19 protein-coding genes are annotated in these 21631 nt (G+C 63.9%); 17 read left to right on the top strand and 2 right to left on the bottom strand.

Annotation, left to right across the window (positions count from 1 at the left end; translation table 11 throughout):
• The first annotated feature begins 26 nt into the window (after positions 1–26).
• The 15 genes from EEY80_RS08855 to EEY80_RS08785 all read left to right on the top strand — a co-directional run bounded on the left by EEY80_RS08855 (position 27) and on the right by EEY80_RS08785 (position 14114).
• Complete coding sequence (locus tag EEY80_RS08855; protein ID WP_126976227.1) at positions 27–431, top strand: single-stranded DNA-binding protein; 405 nt, start codon at positions 27–29, stop codon at positions 429–431.
• A gap of 354 nt (positions 432–785) precedes the next feature.
• The gene (locus tag EEY80_RS08850; protein ID WP_205749068.1) at positions 786–1721 is read left to right on the top strand and encodes a hypothetical protein; all 936 of its coding nucleotides are present in this window, start codon (positions 786–788) and stop codon (positions 1719–1721) included.
• Complete coding sequence (locus tag EEY80_RS08845; protein WP_126976225.1) at positions 1714–5343, top strand: DEAD/DEAH box helicase; 3630 nt, start codon at positions 1714–1716, stop codon at positions 5341–5343. The genes EEY80_RS08850 and EEY80_RS08845 overlap by 8 nt, the downstream gene beginning before the upstream one ends.
• A 317-nt stretch (positions 5344–5660) precedes the next feature.
• Positions 5661–6983, top strand: coding sequence for an XRE family transcriptional regulator (locus EEY80_RS08840; protein ID WP_205749067.1), 1323 nt, complete (start codon positions 5661–5663; stop codon positions 6981–6983).
• A complete protein-coding gene (locus EEY80_RS08835) occupies positions 6952–8043 on the top strand; it encodes a beta family protein (RefSeq protein WP_126976223.1) in 1092 nt (363 codons plus the stop codon). The genes EEY80_RS08840 and EEY80_RS08835 overlap by 32 nt, the downstream gene beginning before the upstream one ends.
• 346 nt (positions 8044–8389) lie before the next feature.
• On the top strand, positions 8390–9589 hold the full coding sequence (locus EEY80_RS08830) for a DUF932 domain-containing protein (RefSeq protein ID WP_126976222.1): 1200 nt from the start codon (positions 8390–8392) through the stop codon (positions 9587–9589).
• 126 nt (positions 9590–9715) lie between these two features.
• Positions 9716–10156 (top strand): JAB domain-containing protein, encoded by a 441-nt coding sequence (locus EEY80_RS08825; protein WP_126976221.1) that lies wholly within the window; start codon positions 9716–9718, stop codon positions 10154–10156.
• Between the two features lie 109 nt (positions 10157–10265).
• Entirely contained in the window at positions 10266–10784 is a 519-nt protein-coding gene (locus tag EEY80_RS08820) for a DNA repair protein RadC (RefSeq protein WP_126976220.1), read from the top strand.
• A gap of 101 nt (positions 10785–10885) precedes the next feature.
• Positions 10886–11377, top strand: a complete 492-nt coding sequence (locus EEY80_RS08815; RefSeq protein WP_126976219.1) for a DUF6878 family protein — start codon at positions 10886–10888, stop codon at positions 11375–11377.
• Positions 11378–11387: 10 nt separating this feature from the next.
• The gene (locus EEY80_RS08810) at positions 11388–11765 is read left to right on the top strand and encodes a DUF6915 family protein (protein ID WP_126976218.1); all 378 of its coding nucleotides are present in this window, start codon (positions 11388–11390) and stop codon (positions 11763–11765) included.
• 1 nt (position 11766) lies between these two features.
• The gene (locus EEY80_RS08805) at positions 11767–11964 is read left to right on the top strand and encodes a hypothetical protein (protein WP_126976217.1); all 198 of its coding nucleotides are present in this window, start codon (positions 11767–11769) and stop codon (positions 11962–11964) included.
• Between the two features lie 75 nt (positions 11965–12039).
• Positions 12040–12459: a hypothetical protein gene (locus tag EEY80_RS08800; RefSeq protein WP_126976216.1), complete on the top strand. Its 420-nt coding sequence runs from the start codon at positions 12040–12042 to the stop codon at positions 12457–12459.
• Positions 12452–13096, top strand: coding sequence for an antitoxin of toxin-antitoxin stability system (locus EEY80_RS08795; protein ID WP_126976215.1), 645 nt, complete (start codon positions 12452–12454; stop codon positions 13094–13096). Before EEY80_RS08800 ends, EEY80_RS08795 begins: the two co-directional genes overlap by 8 nt.
• Positions 13097–13187: 91 nt before the next feature.
• Positions 13188–13496 carry a type II toxin-antitoxin system TacA family antitoxin gene (locus EEY80_RS08790; protein ID WP_126976214.1) on the top strand — a complete coding sequence of 103 codons (309 nt, stop codon included), beginning with the start codon at positions 13188–13190 and terminating at the stop codon, positions 13494–13496.
• On the top strand, positions 13497–14114 hold the full coding sequence (locus EEY80_RS08785; protein ID WP_126976213.1) for a GNAT family N-acetyltransferase: 618 nt from the start codon (positions 13497–13499) through the stop codon (positions 14112–14114).
• A 107-nt stretch (positions 14115–14221) separates the two neighbouring features.
• Here EEY80_RS08785 and EEY80_RS08780 read toward each other — a convergent pair whose 3' ends face one another.
• Entirely contained in the window at positions 14222–14518 is a 297-nt protein-coding gene (locus tag EEY80_RS08780) for a hypothetical protein (RefSeq protein ID WP_126976212.1), read from the bottom strand.
• 177 nt (positions 14519–14695) lie between these two features.
• On the opposite strand from EEY80_RS08780, the gene EEY80_RS08775 reads away from it, so the two are divergent.
• Positions 14696–19057, top strand: a complete 4362-nt coding sequence (locus EEY80_RS08775) for a bifunctional class I SAM-dependent methyltransferase/DEAD/DEAH box helicase (RefSeq protein WP_126976211.1) — start codon at positions 14696–14698, stop codon at positions 19055–19057.
• A gap of 3 nt (positions 19058–19060) precedes the next feature.
• Entirely contained in the window at positions 19061–20092 is a 1032-nt protein-coding gene (locus EEY80_RS08770) for a DUF7146 domain-containing protein (RefSeq protein WP_126976210.1), read from the top strand.
• Positions 20093–20568: 476 nt separating this feature from the next.
• Here the strand turns inward: EEY80_RS08770 and EEY80_RS08765 are convergent, their stop codons facing one another.
• The gene (locus EEY80_RS08765; RefSeq protein ID WP_010400842.1) at positions 20569–21597 is read right to left on the bottom strand and encodes an IS110 family RNA-guided transposase; all 1029 of its coding nucleotides are present in this window, start codon (positions 21595–21597) and stop codon (positions 20569–20571) included.
• Positions 21598–21631 lie beyond the last annotated feature (34 nt).

Below are 21631 nucleotides of genomic sequence, written 5' to 3'. Positions count from 1 at the left end.
AGGGACAGGAAACACAGGAGCTTAGCATGCAGAACATCGTCATCCTCGCCGGCAACATCGGTCAAAAGCCCGAAGTGCGCTCGACCCAAAGCGGCACGAAGATCACCAACTTCACCCTGGCCACCTCGCGGCCGCGCCTCTCGGAAGGTCGCGTGATGCGCGACGAGAACGGCTACCGGGTCATGGATACCGAATGGCACCGCATCACCTGCTTCAACGGTCTCGGCAAGACCGTCGCAGAGCATTGCGAAAAGGGCATGAAGGCCCTCGTTCACGGGCGCATCCACTACACCAAATGGACCGACGCCACCGGCACTGACCGCTACGGCTGCGAGATCATCGCCGAGAAGGTCGACTTCCTGAGCCGCCCGAAGTCGGCCGAGAACGAAAACCCCGAGCTGGTCGACCGCGACGACGAGATCCCGTTCTGAAAAGAACGGGGTCTCCCCCTCGGGCCCGGCGGGGAAACCCGCCGGGTTCCGTCGTTTTCGGCCCTTACCCGCCGGTCGGCCCCGACCAATGCTGTGGAGCGGCACTCCGAGAAGCAGTCGTTCAGTCAGTCTTGCAGCAAAATACACGATCTGTGGTAGCGATGCGGGACCAATTAGCTGGTCGCGGTCGCAGCATCAGAACAAACTGCGTTGCTCATCCCGCGTCTGCAAACCTCAAGGTCAGACTGGAGGTGGCGACGTTGAGATTGTTTTCAACCGTGTCGCACTACCCTATAGACGAAACAACGAACGCTCGGGGTACGAATGCATACGTGTGAGCCGCCAGTCGCCACGATGGAGGAATGGCTCAAGTCCTATCCGAGCGTCGAGGGCAATTATGGCCATCTGCTGCTGGAGCAGCAGATGGCCCTTAGCCCTCAACTTGTCGGCGGCCTGCGCCCGTATTTCGAATCCGCACATCTTGACGCCCGGGAACATTTCCACGCGCAGATTGCAATCGATTTGCATCCCGACGCTGACGCGCCCGGTGCGCATGCGTGCTATCCAAATTGCCTACCACTGACCGCCCAGCACGGACTGTTCGGTGAGGTCATGGCGGGCCTGCTGACTGAGGTTTACCAAGAGGAATTCGTCGGCGCCCATAATTGGACTGTGCCAATCTTCCTTTTCCGCTACCATGCCGATGTTGAAAGCTACCTCTGGACCTTTGCCCGCGATGCCGATCGCGAACGTCCGATCTTTGGACGCTTCGGCTCCGACTTCATTGGCCTTTCGCTTGACGACGATGGAGAGGTCATCAGACTAATCGCCGGAGAAGCGAAATGGCGCAACCGGCTTACACAATCTGTGGTCGATACTCTGATGTTCGGCGACTATGAGGATGAGGAGGACGAAGACGGCGAGCGGGCGCGGAACGGACGCGGCGTCTGGTTCGAGATCAACCGTGATATGCCGGTTCCGCATGGCTTGCGCCAGTTGCAGCGCCTGCTCGAACTGCGCGCACCGCAGGACTACGCCGCCGCGATCCTGTCGATCGATCGCGCAATCGCACTCGACGGACCGCCGCTGCCGCGTACAAACCTGATCCTGATCTCCGGCAATGGCGCTCGTCGCCGCGAGGCAGGCGGCTACCTGATCCCATGGGAGGAATGTCCCGAGGACTATACCGCCCCACACGATCTTCAGGTCATCGAACTGGTCCTTGAGGAAGGTGCCGATCTGATCGAGCAAATCTACTCGAGCCTATGGCGGGCGGGTGCAGATGCCTGAATTTGACCCCGAACGGCTTGAAATCGCCGATCGACTTCGCCGTCAGCTCGCCATCGAGAATGAACTCTCGCGGTCGCAGGCGAGGGCCTACGTGCGGTGTCTCCAGACGAGCTGGCAGGTCCAGACGATCCAGTGGACCGAACGCGAATCCAACGGACAGCGCTCTGACGCCCGGCGCCTGCTGCATGCGGCCCATGTCTTCCGCGAGATTGAAGGGCCTATGTCTAGGCGCGCGATCGATTGCTACCGCCGCGCCGGCGAGATCCTTGAATGGCTGGCGCGCGCAGGGGACGATTCCGGAAGGCAGGTGCCAATTGAACTGCTCGCCGCCGGCGCTTACCAACTCGGCGGGCTGCCTGCGATGGCCACAGGCCTAATGGCGCAAATCCCAACCGAGCACGAGGGGGTCGCGCTATATGGTGCCTTCCTGCGGGCCGATTTCGACGGCGTACTGCGACGCGCGGCGAGTTATTGGAGCGCCAATCCTGACTTGACGGTACCTGCTGCAGGTCGTCTCCTCGCCGCGGTCGAGGACCGAGAGGATATCGAACGGGTCGGCCGATATTTCACGGTCGAACTGATCCGGAGCCTCGGCCTAGTCGCCGACAGCCTGCGGCGAGGTGACGATGCCCGTCTCGCCCGCGCAATGGACAAGCTGCAAGCGCTGGAGAGGATGGCGATGCGGATCCTCAGCGACGATGCCTCACTGATCATATCGCTGCTTTATCAGGTAGCCGAGAGCTACAGTAAGGCCAGCATCTACGGTGCAGTTCGCTCGCTCGCTAACCTGAACCCCGAGCGGCAAGGTCGGCTGCTCGCTTATGCGCGCGATCAGTTCAGCCGGGGGCGCGGCGTCCTGTGGACGTCGCAGCTCCAAGGCATAGATCGCCTGCGACAGGAAACCTCCTTTGCGCTCTGTACGCCGACCGGCTCGGGCAAAACCCTGATTGCCAACCTCGCACTGGTGCGCGAACTGCTGCTGCGCGAAGCCGACGGGCTCGCGCCACTCGCCATGTATCTCGTTCCGTCGCGTGCGCTGGCCGGCGAAGTGGAGGCCAAGCTCCGTTCTGAGCTCGGCCGCGACATGACGGTGACCGCGCTCTACGGCGGTGCTGATTGGGGTATCACCGATGCATGGTTGACCGACGACCAACCAACCGTACTGATCGCGACAGTCGAGAAGGCCGATGCCCTGATGCGCTATCTCGGACCGATCCTAGCGGCGCGGCTCCGGCTTATAATTGTCGATGAAGCACATCAGGTCGTTCCCGAAGCCAACGAGAACACCCGCGTCAGCTTTTCAGAGCACAGCAATCGCGCCATCCGGCTCGAGCAACTGGTCTCCCGCGTGTTGGTCCAGCGTCCCAATGTCGTCCGCATCGCGCTCACTGCAGTAGCCGGCGGCGCCGCGGGTCCGGTCGCCAAATGGATCGAGGGCCGCGCCGATGCGACTGCTGTCGGGGTGCGCTACCGAAGCACGCGGCAGGTGATCGGCGTACTGGAAACCGCGCCCGGTGCGCAGGGCCGGATCCTCCTCGATATAATGAACGGCCGGCCTCTTTACGTCCGCGGCCAGGAGCAGCCCGTCTATCTGCCGCTGCGAATGCCTCCGATGCCGGACATCCCCGCGCGTATGCGCAACAGCCTGAATCGCTTTAACTGCCTGAGCGTACTCTGGACCGCGCTCCATCTCGTCGAGGAAGATCAGCGCATTCTGATTTCGGTCGCTCAGGAGCCGGAGAAGACCATGCGCTGGTTCCAGGAAGCGCTGCTGCTACCGGCCTGGGCGAACGCGCCCCAGTTCCGGTCACCCGAAGGGTTCTTGCGCGAGCGTTTCGATGAAGCCCGGGCAGCCTGCCGTGACTATTGCGGCGAGGCGTCGTTCGAGATGTTTTTGCTCGAACGCGGTATCGCCTCGAGCCACGGCCAAATGCCCCAGCGCCTACGGCGGCTGATGACCGAGATGATAGAGCGGCGGATCTGTCCGATCACGGTAGCGACGGCAACACTGACCGAAGGCGTGAACCTGCCTTTCGACCTCATTTTTCTTACCTCGCTCAAGCGGCGGTCCTGGGACCAGGTCTCTGAGCAGCAGGTCGTCACTCCGTTGCCGACCTCCGAGATCCGCAACCTTGCTGGGCGCGCGGGTCGACCAGGCGCGGCCAAGGGCATCGAAGGCATGACTCTCGTCGCTATCCCGACACGCGAGGCGGCAACGGCGCCCAAAACTATTCCTGTTCAGCGTCAGCAGCGTAACGAACTCCAGCGTGACTATGATCGGATGCGCGAAGCGCTCCTGATTGAGGAGGCTGAGGCCGGCGAAGTGGAAAGTCCGCTGGCTCTGCTGTTGTGGACGATCCGCGAGCGCGCAATTCGTGTCCTTGGTGTCGAGCCCGATGATTTTCTCGACTGGCTCGAAAGCACCGCGCCCACCGAGATTAGCGATTACGCCGGGGAAGATGCTGCTGATCGCAAGTCTCGCTTGGCGGACGCCGTAGATGAACTGGATAGCATCCTGCTGACCGCGATCGAGGAAATCGCCAAGGCCGAGGGGCAAGATATGACGCCGGCGCGCGCAGAGGAGCATCTGGCGCAGCTCTGGAGCACGACCTTTAGCGCCGTCGCCGCCGAGCAGGAGACTTGGCTCAAGGAGGCTTTTGTTCTGCGCGGTCGCGGCATCGTCGGGACCGTCTATCCCGATGCCGCCGAGCGCCGTCGCCTCTATCAATATGGCTTTACTCCGCTGGTCGGTCGGCGCTTCGAGGAGGTCGCGCCGCACATTCGCAGGCTCATCGAAGAAGCCGACACCTATGGCGAAGCCGAGGCGACGGCGCGTATCGAGGTATTCGAGGCCATCGGCGACCTACTCGCCAATGACCGCGGGTTCGGCTTCCGAGTGCGCAGCACCGACACGGATCAAGCTTTACTTGAACGTTGGGCCGATGTGCTGGGATGGTGGATGGACGAACCCGACAGTTTCGATCCCGATGCCGACGCGTTGCGAGGGTGGCAGCGATTTGTTGCGGACAATCTGGAATTTCGCCTCGGCATCGCGATTGGTGCGGTCGTCACCCAAGCGTGGTCAGATGGCGCGGCAGATGCATTCGCAGTGCCGACGCTCGCCGAATGGAAGGATACTACTGGTATGCCTTGGTACGGCTTTTGGGCGCGCGAGTTGCTTCGCTGGGGCACGCACGACCCCTTCGTCGCCTTCGCATTGTCCCAGGGTCTCGCGCAGACGCGAGAAGCCGCGGCGGGGCGCCGCGAAGAATTCGAGACTTGGCTTGACGACGACCTTGAGGAAATCTCATCAGAGGATCTGATCGATCCGCAGCATTTCTTACGCTGGCAGCTCAGTTTAGGGCGCGACGTCCGGGACCTGTTTGATGATCTCCCTGAGTTGGTCGAGCTAACCGGGACGGATGGCCGTCGTCGCCGGTATAATGTCATTCCTGCTCGCCGCGACGGGCGCGTGGGCTGGATGGATCCCGCCGGGTTTGAACTGGCACAGTCCGATGACATCTTCGATGAGCTCGGCCCCGGCGCAATACGCAGTGATTACGAGCTGCGCACAGACGGCGTTGAAGCGCATGTTCACCGCGTCTTCGCGGCGGGTCGGTAGCGTCATCGCCGGTCATCTTGAGTTATGAGATGATGGAGGTGATACGCTACTGCCGATACCTCAACACGTCCTGTACAACGTTGTCTACAAGCTGCCTCAGTAGCTCCGAAAAATCATACTGTGCAAGTTCATTGCACAGAAGAGAGTAAACGCAGGCTAGGAGATCTACGCCCATTTCGCCGACTGGCTGGCGGATGTAGACGTTCCTATGCGCCGCAAGGCGAAACCGGAAGAGAACTGACCGCTAGCTCTTGCACCCAACTTATCCGTTGTGTACTTGTCCACAACAAATAAGTTGGGTAAATTGAGGCATGGCGATGAATGGAATCACCCTGAACGAGAAGGAGGCTCGGGAAACGCGCGCCCGCATTTCCCGTCTGACCGAGGCACTGAGCTCTGAGCGCGCGATGGAACCGGTTGTTGCCGGACTGCCGCCCGAGGTAGTTTCCCAAGTCTCGCGCATGATGAAGGCCGAGCGCGAGCGCCTGACACGCGCAGTCGAGGCATATGAGGAGGCCAAGGAAACCCAACGCCCCTCCGCTCTTAAGGCACTAGTTAATCGCGACCTTGGACTGATGCTGATCGTGGCGAGGATCGCCAATGGCTTCTCTCAGAAAGACTTGGCGTGGCGCCTCGGCGTGAAGGAGCAACAGGTCCAGCGGTGGGAAGCTGAGCGATATGGCCAGATCAGCCTCAAGAATTACCATCGCTTGGCGGCGCTGCTCGGTGTGCGCCCGTGGGCAGACATGCCCGACCAACCGGAATTCCGCGGGCTGGACAGGGTCATCGACGGTGTGTCGAAAGCCGAGATCAAGAAAATCCTTAAGCACGGGCGCGAGAACGGCTGGTTCGCCGAGGACTTCACTGAGGCAGAACTTCGTCGCTACATCGCGGAGAACAGGATCGACTTTGGAAGTCCCGGGCTTCTCCGAACTGGCCTCAACGTTGTGGATCACACCGAAGATGTCATGCTCCACGCTTGGCGCGCGAGGGTAACAGCAAAGGCGCGGGAGGCTTTCGCAACCGTCGAGGACGTTCACGAGCCGCTTGAGCTCAAGTGGATGCCCGACTTGGTGCGCCTGAGCAAAGAACCCGACGGGCCACTCCTGGCGGTGGAGGTGCTCGCGACCCACGGCATTGTTTTGATCGTGGAGCCGCAGGTCCCCGGCCTGAAGATCGACGGCGCGGCCTTCATCGTGGATGGGAGACCGGTCATCGGAATGACCGTCAGGACCGACACCGTGGACAACTTCTGGTTCACGCTGATGCACGAGCTTGCCCACGTCACGCTTCACTTCGCCACCGGGCTGGCCGTAGGCTTCTACGATCAGACGGATCAAGAGGCATCGGTCGATGAACAGGAGGAGGAGGCAAACCGCTTCGCCTCCAACCTACTCATCCCGGAGGAACGCTGGCGGCGCTCTACCGCCCGCATCGCGAAGTCGGCTGCGGTAATCGAGCGCTTTGCCAACGAGTTGGGTATCCATCCGGCGATTGTTTTCGGGCGGATACGCAAAGAACGGGGAGAGTGGTCCCTGTTTGCAAACAAGATCGGGAGGAACACCGTGAGGAAACTGTTTGTGGGCGAAGCCCAGAAAGGAAAGAGTGATGCTCCCATACTTCCCGGCCCTCAGGGCTAAGCCCGGCGAGTTCGCGGCCTGCGGCAGGCTGGCTCCTCGTTATCAGGGCCATGTCTGCCCTCGCTTCGTGGTGCCGCCGCCCACCGAGTCCGATCCCGAAAAGGGGCGCGTGCCAACGCTGGACGAGATCGCCTACATGATGGGCGAGCGCCTCGGAAAGAGCTGGCCCCACCGGCGTGCGTTTCTTGACCCGCAACTGGCAGCGGCGGCCCTCGGCGACGAGGGGGTGGCGACTCTCTTCCGCATCGCCACGGCCGTGAATTCGCGCCTGCTTCCGGTGCTGACGATCGCCGATCTGTCCAATCCGGCCCGCCACGCGCTCGTTCGGGACGGGAACGTTAGGGCGGGCATCTACATGGACTTCGAGGAAGTTGATCCCGCCGCTTTGGTCGAGGCGGTGGAGAAGGCGGGGGTCCGGCCGGAACAGTGTGTCCTCTTCGTGGACTTCACCGGGGCTCCCCTGGGCGCCGACTTCGCGCCCGCCATCGGCGAAATCTTTGACCAACTGGACGCCGCGGCGCGGTGGAGCAAGATCGTGTACCAGGCGTCGGCGTACCCGGACAAACTGCCGGTCGGAGCCAACGAGCGCACGCTGATCGCGAGGGCGGAGTGGACCACCTTCCAGGCGGCCCTTAAAGAGACCGGCGTCCAACCCGATCGACTGGCCTACGGTGACTTCGGCGCGGATTGCGGGCGGATGGTGTTCCCGAAGGGCAAGAGAGGCGGGCGGCCGAGGCCGCACCTGCGCTACACGGGCACGACCCACACCTTGGTCGTCAGGGGCAGCGACTCGGGAGCCTTCACTCCGACTATGCGCGACGTCTGCAAGCAGATCGTCGAGAGCAAGGAGTACAGCGGCCGGGGCTTCTCCCCAGCGGACGACCGTATCTGGCGAAACGCGAAGGGGCTGACCGATACCTGCGGCGACGCGACTGGCTGGCGGGAACTGAACACCGCGCATCACCTGGTCAGGATCGTTAGGGACCTGGGTGCCATGTCTGGCATCGAGTTCGAGGAAGATTCTATCGCCGAGTACTCAGAGCAGGGGGCTCTCTTCTAAGTACCGACAGGAGCGATTTTTCGCTCGAATACGGTGTTCATTCGGCACTTGACGTAGCTCACACCTGGCTGCGGTCATCGTAAGTGCTTGTTTGTTATGGATCCGGCGGCGGGGATCGAAACTAAGACCATGTTTAACAGATAGCTGGTCGACGCGTTCCCGCCCAGATCACAACTACGAGGTGCGGCGATCGTTCACATCAACCCGCAGCCGCCGCTCACTCCGACGGCAGCGACCGTCCGCTTTTCGCCCTTCACGTCGGCCAGAGTCAGAGGAGTGCCGGTTTCCCGGTGACGGGTTGAGGGCTGGGAGAGTGGCTCCCGGCGCCCGCCGCGGGAGATAGCCGATGGGCGTTGTGGAAGTTCTGGATCCGGTCGCACCGAGGAAGGCTGGTGGCTGGAAGGTGGATGTGAGCCGGGGTGAGCGGAATGGGCGGGTGTCGTCCGAATGGTTCAATCGGCCGGATGACGAGCGTTATCTGTCGCTCGACGATCTATGGGCCAATGTGAAAGGCCGCTCCGATCGCAGCCGCAGCCGCGTGGTGCAGACGGCTGACATCCGCATCGAAGCCGCGCGCGACAACCCCGAGCGGCTGCACCTGATGCTGCCGAAGGCACATGAGCCGGTCGCGCCGACGCATTGGGCCTTCGGCCAGCTTGCCAGCATCGTCGGTGCTCCGGCCTCCTACCTGCGGCAGTTGCCCGCGCCGCTGGCGGGCATCAACTTGCAATATGGCCTGACCAACCACCGAGCCGAGCAGGTCAAGACCTTCGAGACGGAAGACGGCCGAACTGAGCTGCGCGCTGTGACCGGTCCCGACTATGGCCGCATCCATGACCATGAACTCGTCGAGGCGGTGCAGCGCATCGCGGGTAATGGCACGGGCGACACGCGCTGGAAGGTGCCGGGCGTCCTCGACTGGTCGACCGGGGTCTACAACCCCGATGTCGAGATCAGCCGCGACACGACCACGCTCTATGCCTCGGACCGGGATGTCTTCCTGTTCCTCGTCGACGATCACAACCCGATCGAGGCGGGCCGCCTGCCGGATGGCTCTCCCGACCTCTATTTCCGGGGCTTCTACTGCTGGAACTCCGAGGTGGGGGCGAAGACCCTCGGCATGGCCAGCTTCTACCTGCGGGCGGTGTGCCAGAACCGGAACCTCTGGGGTGTCGAGGATTTCCAGGAGATCACGATCCGCCACTCGAAATACGCGGCCTTGCGCTTCGCGCATGAGGCCGCGCCCGCGCTGACGCGGTTTGCCAATTCCTCGCCGCAGGGGTTCGTGAACGGCATCAAGGCGGCGCGGCAGCAGATCGTCGCGCGGACGGATGAGGACCGGGATGACTTCCTCAGGAAGCGCGGCTTCTCGAAAGCCGAGTCCGGCAAGATCATCGAGAAGGTGCTGATGGAGGAGGGCCGCCCGCCAGAAAGCATCTTCGACTTCGTCCAAGGCATCACGCGGCTTGCGCGGGACAAGACCCAACAGGATGCCCGCCTCGATTTGGAGGGGCGCGCCAAGAAGCTCCTCGACCGGGTCGGCTGACGCCGGGCCCGACAACGCGACCGCCCTCGCGCGCGGCGGTCGCACTTTCCCCTTCAAACAGCATGCCGCAGGCCCCGCCTCGAGAGGGCAGGGGGCTTCGGCCTGCGCTTTTCAGCGAGAACCTTCATGACCCCCCAGGAAGAAACCATCATCCTCGAGGCCCGTGACATCCTCGGCCGTTACCTCAGCCAGAACCCGGTCATCGGCAGTTGGCAGGCGCTGATCGACTATTGCGCTCTGACTGTCAGAGGGCCCATCGAGCGCTTCCATGTCCTCTACCTGGACCGCAAGAACCGCATCATCTCCGATGAGCTCCTGTCGACTGGCACAGTTGATCATGTCCCGGTCTATCCACGCGAGGTGATCAAACGGGCGCTGATGCTGAACGCCAGCGCCCTGATCCTGATCCACAACCACCCCTCGGGCGATCCGACGCCCTCGGAGGCCGATCTCAGCATGACCAAGGAGATCCACAAGGGCTGCAAGTACCTCGGACTGACGTTGCACGACCACATCATCGTCGGCGCGGGGACGGAGCTGAGCCTGCGGGCCCTTGGCAAGCTCTGAGGGCCTATCGGACCCATCACCGCTGCCCCTTCGAGGACGAGGGCGGCGGTTTGGTCTTTGACGGATGAGGCGGGGAGAGAGGCTTCTCGCGCCGTCGGAGATTTCCCGCATGTTCGACCTGCCCCTTCCGGTCCACCCGAGCACCGCCCTGCAGGGCTTCGCGCCGGTCTTCGCTGTCGGCGACACTGACCTCAGTCATCCCTTCGCGCTGACCCTGTCGCGCCGCGCTCCGGCCGATCTGATGTCGGGCTGCGCCGCGCCCCTAGTGCTCGCCCGCTTCGCGACGCTGGCCGAGGCCATGCAGGGCGCGATCGACCATGCCGAGGGCATCGTCCCGGATGCTCCGCCCCAGCTTCTGGCGATCCTCGACCGCGATCAGCGCCTTGTTCTGGCCGGGGCCGCCAGCAACCACGCCGTCGCCTGGTGCCACCCGGTGACGAGCGCGGCCGAGGCGCGGGGCGTCGTGACCGAGGCGAGCCAGCTGCGCGCGCAGGCCGGCCGCGCGACTGCCTGGGCCGAGCCCGATCTGGCGCGACGGCTGCGCCACCGCGCCGATCTTCTGGATGGGCGTCTCGTAGACCCGCTCTGGCGCGCCTTTGCCGCCCGGGCGCTGCAAGTCGCTGCCTGAGGCCCGAGAGGCAGGGGAGGGCAGGGGGGATTTGGAGCTTGTCCGGGGGAGAGAGATCGCCCGGACCGGCTCCGATCCCTTAACCTTAGCGGAGACTCACGATGACCCTGACCGAACCCACCCTCACGCCGCCGATGACACCCTCGTCCGTCGACATGGCGCAGATCTTCGCGGCGCATGCCGAACGCGCGGCCCGGATCGACGCGCTGCGCCCCGGCAACAAGGACCGCCTCTTCGACGGTCTCATGGCCGCTGGCATCACCCATGTCACCGTGACCTTCGACGGTGCGGGGGACAGCGGCCAGATCGAAAGTATCGGTGCATGGTCTGGTGAAACCGCGGTCGATTTCCCCGCGACCGAGATCGAGTATGCCGCGCTCACCTGGGACGACCCCGAGGTCGAGATGCGGCAGCTCTCGCTGGACGATGTCGTCGAGCAACTCGCCTACGACTTCCTCTCCGACACCCATGGCGGCTGGGAAAACAACGACGGTGCCTGGGGCGAATTCTGCTTCGACGCCGCGGCCCGCTGCATCCATCTCGAGTTCAACGAGCGGTACACCTCGTCCGAACTCTTCACCCATGATTTCTGAGGGTGCGGCGATGGCACATCCCTATCACCACGCCCTCTCCTCGGTGAAGAAATGGGGCGGCACGGTCGAGGATTTCATGGCGGTGCATGCCTGGTTCGACCAGAGCAAGGAGATCACAGCGGACTTCCGACACCGGGCGCTCCGCCACCACGCCGAGGGCATCTTCATGGCGGAGACGATCTTCGGTCCCACCCTCACCCTCTCAACCGGACGCGTCATCCCGACCCGATGGGTCGGCGAGCAGCATGTGAAGGAGGACCTCGGCTTCATCCCGAGTTTTGCCGACTGGGTGAGGGCGATCCGTCCCGAGCCCTGGATGGGTCGGGCCGAACGGATCGATGCACTGGTCGACCCGCATCTCGCCTCGCCCGTGATCGAGGTCACCTGAGATGACCGATCCGGCCTATCATCGGCTCGGCCTGTCGGCGACCGCTTCGCCCTACGCCGTCCTTCGGGCGGCGGTCAGGGCGCTCCACCCGGACACGCGCGCCGTTCCTGGCTTCCGGGCTGCGCGCAAGCGCTTCTACCGGCAGATGCTCTGCGCGCATGCCGCGCGACAGGCGGCGGGCGACAATCCGGCCGGCTGATCGTTCTCAACCACCCCCTTATCCCGACTCAGCGCCCGGCCTCTTGGCCGGGTCTTCCCCGTTCAGGAGGTCCCCATGGCGGATTACTTCACCCATTTCTCGTGCCTTATTGACGTCGGCACCCCCGACAAGGCCGCCCGCGCGCTCGCGTTGTTCCAGAGCTTGCGCGAAGCCGATCAGGACGCCGACGAGCCGGAGGTCACGGGCTTCGACCTCGTGCGCCAGGACGCGCCCGAGGGCTGCACCCTCTGGATCCATGACGACGACCACGGTGATGTCGAGGCGGTTATCCGCTTCGTGCTGCGCCTTGCAGCAGAGCTCGACCTCACCGGCCTATGGGGCATCCAGTACGCCCTGACCTGCTCGCGGCCGCGCCTCGATGCCTTCGGCGGCGGCGCGCATGTCATCGATCTCGGCGCACGCAAGTCCATCGGCTGGACCAGCACGCAAGAATGGCTCGCCGCCGCGCTGAACGGGGAGGACGTTGATGCCTGAAATCATCTGCACCACCGTCTACCAGTTCCCCGAACTCTCGGAGGCCGCCAAGGAAAAGGCGCGCAGCTGGTATCGCGAACTCGGCCCGCACGACGACTGGTGGGACGCGGTCTATGAGGATTTCGAGAGGGTCTGCGAGATCCTTGGTATCCGCCTGAAGACCACGCTCGTCCGCCTGATGGGCGGTGGCACGCGGGCCAAGCCCTGCATCTGGTTCTCCGGGTTCTGGAGCCAGGGCGACGGGGCGTCGTTCGAAGGGTATCTCAGCCACTCCAAGGGCGCGGCCTCGTGCATCCGGGACTACGCCCCGAGCGACGCGACGCTGCACGGCATCGCCGACCGGCTGCAGGCCATCCAGCGGCGTAACTTCTACCAGCTCACTGCCGAGGTCAGCCATCGCGGCCGCTACTACCACGAATACACCATGGCCGTTGACGTCACGCGGGACAGCCCGACCTGGCAGCCGCCGACTGAGGACGCAGAGGAGATCGTGACCGAGGCGCTGCGCGATCTGGCCCGCTGGCTCTACCGCCAGCTTGAGACCGAATACGACCACCTGACCTCGGACGACGCCATCGAGGAGGGGATCATTGTGAACGAGTACACCTTCACTGAAGCCGGGCGCAGGTTCGGGTGAGGGCGCACCCTTCGAAGAACTTTCCCGACCGCACGCTTGAAACGTACGTCGATCTGGCGTACATATCGACAGGACATTTCAGGAGGCGACCATGCTCGGTTTCCACGACACCACCCGCGCAATCGACGAGCGCAACGAGGCCCGGATGAATTTTCGGACGAAGCCCCGCATCAAGACTGCCATCCAGCAGGCCGCGGCACTGTCCGGCGTCGACGATTCCGTCTTCACGATGAACGCCGCCTATCAGGCCGCGCTGGCAACGATCGCGGCGCATGAACGCACCATGCTGCAGCCGGTCGATCATGAGGCGTTCTTCGCGGCGCTCGATGCACCAGCTGCGCCGACCGATGCCCTGCGCGCGGCCTTCCGTCGACACAGCGACACGGTTGTGTCGAAGTAAATGGCCGCGTCACAACCGGTCGCTTACACCATCGAGCCGTTCGATCCTTCGAAGCATAATCGGGCGGCTTTTTCTTGCGGCGTTGAACAAGTCGACAACTATTTCCAGAAGACCGCGAACAAGCTCGCCAAGGCGGACCGTGTCCGCCTCTATGTGATGGTCGACCCTGACGGGAAGGTCATCGGCTTCTATGCCCTGAATGCGCACGCCGTTCAGTTCACGGGTCTGCCAGCGAAGTTCGCGCGGACCCGGCCTTCGCATGGCAACATTCCTGCCGCATATATCTCGATGATCGGGCGGGATCGGAAGTTCAGCGGCGCCGGGTTTGGCGGCGATCTTTTGGTCGACGCCCTACGGCGCATTGCCGTTGCGGCCGACGCCATTGGCGTCGCCGTCGTCATGCTCGATGTGCTCGACTGCGGCGATCCAGACCGCGTTGCGCGCCGCAAGGCGCTTTACGAGAGCTACGGGTTTGAGCCGTTGCCTTCGAACCCGCTCAGAATGTTCCTGTCCGTCAGCACAGTTCGCAAGCTGATCGCTGAAGAGGACGACATGCAGAAAAAAGATGCCGCACTCGCGGATCTGGCGCGGCTCGGACAGGAGTTTGACCGAGGTTGAAGTCCTGAAGGTCGAACCTGCCAACCTATAGGCTGGCAATTGAGCTTCGGTTGCCAAGCCACGGTATGGCAAACGCTCTGGAGGGCCGGAGCCAGCCGGTGTCGGGATCACTTGTTCCCGTCGATCCACTTCGACATCAGCCCTTTGTCGCGGAAGCATTCGTCCGGGACGGCGCGCCGTTTGATCCGGGCGAGTTTCTCCGCGAAGGCCACCTGCTTCGACGTGGGCAGCCGATCCATGTCGGAGACTGGTTTCAGCTGGGACTGCGCCTCGATCCAGGCGCTCAAGGACCGGCGGTCCTGCTGAACTTCCCAGGGCAGGAGGGTCTGATTGCGCAGGGCGAGCGACCGCGCATAGGCAATTTGCTTGGGCGTTGCGGGCAAGGCGTATGTGGTGCTGTCCATCGGGAAACTCCCTTACTGGCTTGATCCTCAATATAGAACATAACAAGAACAAAATCAAGCTGAGCGACTGCCAAGCGTCGGTTCGAGAGGAAGAGGGTGGCCGGGGAAGATCAGGCCTGAGGGTGCCCGAGAGAGGGCGTCCGGGGCTGATCCTGTCCCTCATTCCGGAGTCTCCCGATGACCTATCTCGCGCCTGTTGCGCCTACCGTTCCTGTTCCATCTTGCGATCCCGCGCCCGCGATCCTCGCCGTGGCCGAGGCGCTGCAGCCCGATCTCGCCCAAGGCTTCCAGATCGACGCGCTGCGCCTGCGGCTTGAGATGGAGCGCGCCTTTGGCGGCTCCGATGCCGATGGCGCCTGGGACTGGAAGCTTGCCTATGAGGCGGGCGAGGTGGCGCTGATGCTCTTCCTGCGGAAGTTCGGCCGTGCACTCTTGGCCCGGGCAGGCTCGCCTGCCGCGCTGCTGCCGATCCTCGCCAAGGTTACCGGCCTCTTGCCGACGCACACCCGCCGCTCGGAGGAGATGGAACGCTTCCAGCAATTCTCGACACCGCTGCCCATGGGGCTGGCTGCAATGGCGGCAGCTCAGATCACGGCGTGCGATCTGGTCCTCGAGCCTTCGGCCGGGACCGGTCTTCTCGCGATCCTCGCCGAGATCGCTGGCGGCGGTCTCGCGCTGAACGAGTTGGCTGACATGCGCGCCGACCTTCTGCGCCACCTTTTCCCGGGGTGCCCGATCACCAGTTTCGATGCCGCACAGATCGATGATCACCTCGACGCAGGGCTGCGCCCCAGCGTCATCCTGATGAATCCGCCCTTCTCGGCGGTGGCCAATGTCGATGGCCGCAGCACCGAGGCGACGGCGCGGCATCTGCGCTCGGCGCTGGCGCGCCTCGTGCCCGGCGGGCGTCTGGTTGCAATCACCGGGGCCGGTTTCGCGCCGTATGCGCCCGCTTGGGCGGAAACCTTCGACCGCCTGACTGAGACCGCGCATCTGGTCTTTACGGGTGCGGTTTCCGGTGCCGCCTTCGCCAAGCACGGCACCAGCTTCGAGACGCGGATTTCGGTCTTCGACAAATGTCGTGGTGGCGAGGCGGGCGGCATCACCGCCGATCTGGCTCGGCCGATGTCCGTCGATGCGCCGCAGCTCCTCGCCCGGATCTTAGCAGAGGTCCCGCCACGCCTCGAGATGGATGCGGGCGCAGTCGCGTGCTCCCCGACCACTTCCCCTTTCCGGGGAATTCCCGGCCGTTCCTCCGGCCTCACCGCTCGACCCTTGCGTTCGACGGCAGCGGCCAAGATGGATGTGCATGTCACCACGCCGGATGCCGAAGACCTCGGCTACACCCTGCGCGAGACGGAGGACGACCTCGGCTCCGCGCGCATTTCAGACGCGATCGACGAGACCTTCCGCCTGCAGGCCATCGACATCCCCGGCGCGGCACCGCACCCGACCAAACTGGTGCAGTCGGCAGCCATGGCATCGGTCGCGCCCCCGAAGCCCACCTACCGCCCGAAACTCCCCTCCGCCGTCCTGCGTGATGGCCTGCTGTCTGACGCGCAGTTGGAGACCGTGATCTATGCAGGCGAAGCGCATGACGCCTATCTCGCCGGCTCGTGGACCGTCGATGAAACCGGTGACATGGTCTCGGCTGCGTCCGATGATGCCGCGGACGCCACCCGCTTCCGCCGTGGCTTCTTTCTTGGCGATGGCACTGGCGCGGGTAAGGGCCGGCAGTCGGCTGGCATCCTGCTCGATAATTGGGCGCAAGGACGGCGTAAGGCGCTCTGGATCTCGAAGAGCGACAAGCTGCTCGAGGATGCACAGCGCGACTGGTCGGCGCTTGGCCAGGAGAGGCTTCTGGTGACGCCCCTGTCGCGCTTCGCCCAAGGTCGCGACATCCCGCTCACCGAGGGCATCCTCTTCACCACCTACGCCACGCTCCGCTCCGAAGAACGCGGTGCCAAGAAATCCCGCGTCGACCAGATCGTCGACTGGCTGGGTTCTGACTTCGACGGGGTGATCCTCTTTGACGAAAGCCATGCCATGGCGAATGCCGCAGGGTCCAAGGGCGAGCGTGGCGATACGGAAGCCTCGCAGCAGGGCAGGGCGGGCCTGCGCCTGCAGCACAAGCTGCCCAATGCCCGCGTGGTCTATGTCTCCGCCACGGGGGCGACAACAGTGCACAACCTCGCCTATGCGCAACGCCTCGGTCTCTGGGGTGGCGAAGATTTCCCCTTCGCAACCCGTGCCGAGTTCGTGCAGGCCATTGAGGCCGGCGGTGTGGCTGCGATGGAGGTTCTCGCCCGCGACCTGCGATCGCTTGGCCTCTACACCGCCCGGTCACTCTCCTATGACGGTGTCGAATACGAGATGCTGGAACATGCGCTGACGTCTGAGCAGCGCGGCATCTATGATGCCTACGCCGGGGCTTTCGCCATCATCCACAACAACCTCGCCGCGGCCATGGAGGCCGCAAACATCACCGGAGAGTCTAGCACACTGAACAGGCAGGCCAAGTCCGCCGCACGCTCGGCCTTCGAATCCGCCAAGCAGCGCTTCTTTGGCCATCTGCTGACGTCGATGAAAACCCCCACACTGATCGCAAGCATCGAGGCCGATCTCGCCGCAGGCCATGCGGCCGTCATCCAGATCGTCTCGACCGGCGAGGCGCTGATGGAACGCCGCCTGTCGGAGATCCCGACCGAGGAATGGAATGACATCCGCGTCGACATCACACCGCGGGAATATGCCCTCGACTACCTCGCCCATTCCTTCCCGGTGCAGCTCTACGAGCCCTTCACCGACAGCGAGGGCAACCTGTCCTCGCGGCCCGTGGTGCGCGACGGCCAACCAGTCGAATGTCGAGAGGCCGCCCGCAGGCGGGACGCGCTGATCGAAGAGCTCGCCAGCCTGCCGCCCGTGCCGGGGGCGCTTGACCAGATCGTCCAGCGCTTCGGGACCGACCTCGTGGCCGAAGTCACGGGCCGGTCGCGCCGCATCGTGCGCAAGGGCGAGGGCCATGCCGCGCGCCTCGTCGTCGAAAGTCGTGCCAGCTCGGCCAACCTGTTCGAGACCGCCGCCTTCATGGATGACCAGAAGCGCATCCTGGTCTTCTCGGATGCCGGCGGCACTGGGCGCAGCTATCACGCCGACCTCGGCGCGAAGAACCAGCGCTTGCGGGTGCATTACCTCTTGGAACCGGGCTGGAAGGCGGACGCGGCCATCCAGGGCCTCGGCCGAACCAACCGCACCAACCAGGCGCAGCCGCCTCTGTTCCGGCCGGTGGCCACTGATGTGAAGGCGGAAAAGCGCTTCCTCTCCACCATCGCGCGCCGCCTCGACACGCTGGGTGCCATCACCCGTGGCCAGCGGCAGACCGGCGGGCAGGGGCTGTTCCGGCCCGAGGACAACCTCGAGAGCCCCTATGCCCGCGATGCGCTGCGGCAGCTCTACCGCCGCATCTACCGCGGCGATGTGGTGGGCTGCTCGCTCGGGGCCTTCGAGGATGCCACCGGTCTCAGCTTGACCGATGATAACGGTCTGAAGGATGACCTGCCGCCGATCACGACCTTCCTCAATCGCCTGCTCGCGCTGACGATCGACATGCAGGCCGTTTTGTTCTCGGCCTTCGAGGAACTGCTCGACCAACGGATCGAGGGCGCCATCGCCGCTGGTGTCTACGACCTCGGGCTCGAGACGCTGCGCGCCGAGAGCTTCCGCGTCACGGATGCCAGGGTGATCTACACCCATCCCGGCTCGGGTGCAGAAACTCAGCTTCTGACCATCGCGGAAAAACGGCGCAACACGCCGACCTCGCTTGCCGATGCGCTGGACTGGCTCGACGACCCGAAGGCGCGCCTTCTGGTCAACAGCCGCTCCGGCCGGGCTGCGGTGCGGGTACCCGCCACCAGCCTGATGCTGGATGATGGCACGATCGAGCCTCGCTTGCGTCTGATCCGTCCGACTGAGGCCAGTACCGTGCCTGCCAAGATCATGGACGACACTCACTGGCTGGAAGCCGACCGCGCGGCCTTCGCTGCCGCCTGGACCGCGGAACTGGCAGAGGTGCCGGAGTTCTCGGAAGCCACGCTGCACATCGTGGCGGGCCTCCTACTGCCGATCTGGAAGCAGCTCCCACAGGATGAAACCCGCGTCTACCGGCTACAAACCGACGATGGGCAGCGCATCATCGGCCGCCGGGTTTCGCCCACCTGGGTCGCGACCACGCTGGCTGCGGATGCGCCGCAACTCACGGCGGCCCAAGTCCATGTCCTCCTTCTGGAGGGCAAATCCGTGGTGCGGCTGGCCGAGGGGATGGAGTTGCACCGCTCCCGCGTCATGGGCGTGAACCGGATCGAACTCTCGGGCTTCACTGAGGCCTCCAAAGACCGGCTGAAGGCCGATGGTTTCTTCTCGGAGATCATCAGCTGGAAACTGCGTCTCTTCTGCCCGGCGGACTCGGGTGGCATTGCCGTGCTGGATCGCCTGCTTGCACGTTGTCCTGTCACGGGACTACATGCACGCGGAGGTTGTTGACCCATGTATTCCGAGACCGAAGATCTGATCCGCGCTCTGGCGGAAAACGCCGAAAGCGTGTGTCGCGCCTACCTTCCCGTTGGACGGCGGGAAGGGTCCTACTGGATCGTGGGCGATCTGCAGAACAACCCCGGCAGGTCGCTCTTTGTGCGGCTTACGGGGCCCACGTCTGGTCCGGGTGCTGCTGGCAAGTTTACCGACGGCGCCACGGGCGAGCATGGCGATCTCCTCGACATCATCCGCGAGCGGACCGGGATCTCGCGCTTTCCCGATCTTCTGGCCGAGGCCCGGGCGCATCTTGGCCGTCCGCAGCCGGTCCTCCCAGATGCGCCGGTGCCAAAGAAGGCCAAGGCCCCCGGCGGCACACCAGCGGCGGCGGCGCGGCTCTTTGCGGCCTCGGTGCCGGTCGCAGGCACGCTTGCCGACACCTACCTCCGCTCCCGGGGCCTCACCCAAGGCGGCATGATGAGCGCGCTGCGCTTCCACCCGAAGTGCTGGCATCGGGATGAGGGCCAGACCCGGAGCGTCCCCAGACCGGCGCTGATCGCGGCGGTCACCGATGGGGCAGGGGCCTTGCAGGGCGTGCATCGCACCTGGCTGGCACCTGACGGACAGGGGAAGGCGGATGTTGAGACGCAGCGGCGTGCCATGGGTCACCTCCTCGGCAATGCCGTCAGGCTGACCCCGCATGAAGACATCCTCGTGGTCGGCGAAGGCATCGAGACCATGCTGTCCCTTTCCGAGGCGGCCTCCGGCCTTCCCGTCTGGGCGGCTCTCTCGTCGGGTCACCTCGGGGCGGTCCAGTTGCCGGAGGGGCTGCAGCGCCTCTACATCGCCATCGACCGCGATCCGGCCGGGCAACGCGCGGCAGAGAGGTTGAGCGCCAGAGCCCTTGATGCCGGGATAGCCGTACGGGTGCTGGAACCGCGGCTCGGGGATTTCAACGATGATCTCCAGGCGTACGGCAAAGAGGCGCTGCGCCAGCATCTGGCAGGTCAGATCGGGCCCGAGGATCGGCCTCGCCCGTTCGGCTGAACTGAATCGCGAAAGGGGCAGTCCGGGAGTGCGGGGCAGGGGCCACGGATCCTTGTCATGGTTCTGGATCGTCGCTTTGCCTCTTCCCGGGCAATCTCATCCACACGTCACCCGCGCGGCCTTCAAGAGATGGGCAGGCGGCCGTCAAAGGGGCCGCCCCTTCAAGGACGGGGGGCAACTGATTTCCGCCGGCGGCAGAGCCGCCTTTGCATCGCGAAGCATATGTGGACACCCCCTTCGTCAAGTCTTTCCTCAAAGCGCGTCGAATCCGGTTGGGTGCTTGCATATGTCCGGCCTCGTAGTGCGGCCGGTTGGCCGCGGGCCCTGATGATATCCGCGGATCATGGTCCCTATCAAATCATCGCGCTTTCGGGCGCTGTCTCGCGAACGGGTTTTCCTGATCCCCGGCAAAACCGGTAGTCATCACGCTTCTTGGGCAGACCCTCCGAACTGTTGTGACGCCAGTGCGTCGGAATTTATGCGGCTGTTTCCCCGTAGATGGTCTTGCGTGCCATCACCGCCCAGCAGATCCGTGCCATCTTGTTGGCCAAAGCCACGGTGGTCAGGCGTGCTGATTTTGCCTGCAGGAGCTTTCTGACCCAACTCAACAATGGCCCCTCGTTTGAGCGCCTCGAGAAGCCGACGACAGCGGTCGCCCCGATGACCAGCAGGGTTCTCAGATATCGATTGCCGGCCTTTGTGATCCGTCCAAGTCGCTCTTTGCCTCCAGATGAGTTGGATCGGGGTGTCAGGCCGAGCCATGCGGCAAGATCTCGTCCCGATCTGAAGGCAGCAGGGTCCACTACACTGGCCGCCATTGCGGATGCGGTGATCACGCCGACGCCGGGGATCGTCGCCAGCCGTTGGCTGGCTTCGCTCGTGCGGTGCCATTCCAGGATTTTCCTCTCGAGCTCCTTTATCTCGGCATTCAAGGAGTCGATCTGTCGGGCAGAGGAAAACACGATGTCACGCACGAGTGGCGGCAAGTCAATCTCGTCAGCGCCGTGTGCAAGCACCCGCTCGACGAGATCGGCATGCCGTCTGATCCCCTTTGGCGCTACGACGCCCATCTCGGTGAGATGGCCTCGCAGGGCGTTCACAAGCATTGTTCTTTGGCGGACCAAAAGAGCGCGGGTTTTGTGGACCATGAGAATGGCCTGCTGCGATTCAGATTTGATCGGGACGAACCGCATGGTCGGCCTCGTCACCGCCTCGCAGATAGCTTCGGCGTCGACCATGTCGTTTTTCTGGCGCTTGACGTAGGGTTTCACATAGGACGCGACCATCAACCGGACTTCGTGGCCTAGGGCAGAAAGCTCTCGCGCCCAATGGTGCGCGGAAGGGCACGCCTCCATTCCAACCAGACACGGATCCAACCTCGCAAAGAACTCGAGCATCTGGGAGCGCCGCACCTTTCGTGTGATGACGACTTTTCCGTCTGCATCGACTGCGTGGACCTGGAAAACGCTCTTCGCGAGATCGAGGCCAATGATCATTCCGGACATATCCAACCACTCCTTCTTCCCGGAGAACCGTTGA

Source organism: Frigidibacter oleivorans (genome assembly GCF_003993775.1).
Taxonomy (GTDB): Bacteria; Pseudomonadota; Alphaproteobacteria; order Rhodobacterales; family Rhodobacteraceae; genus Frigidibacter; species Frigidibacter oleivorans.
The sequence above is the reverse complement of the archived record's forward strand: the minus strand, read 5'-3'. Positions and strand labels throughout refer to the sequence as shown.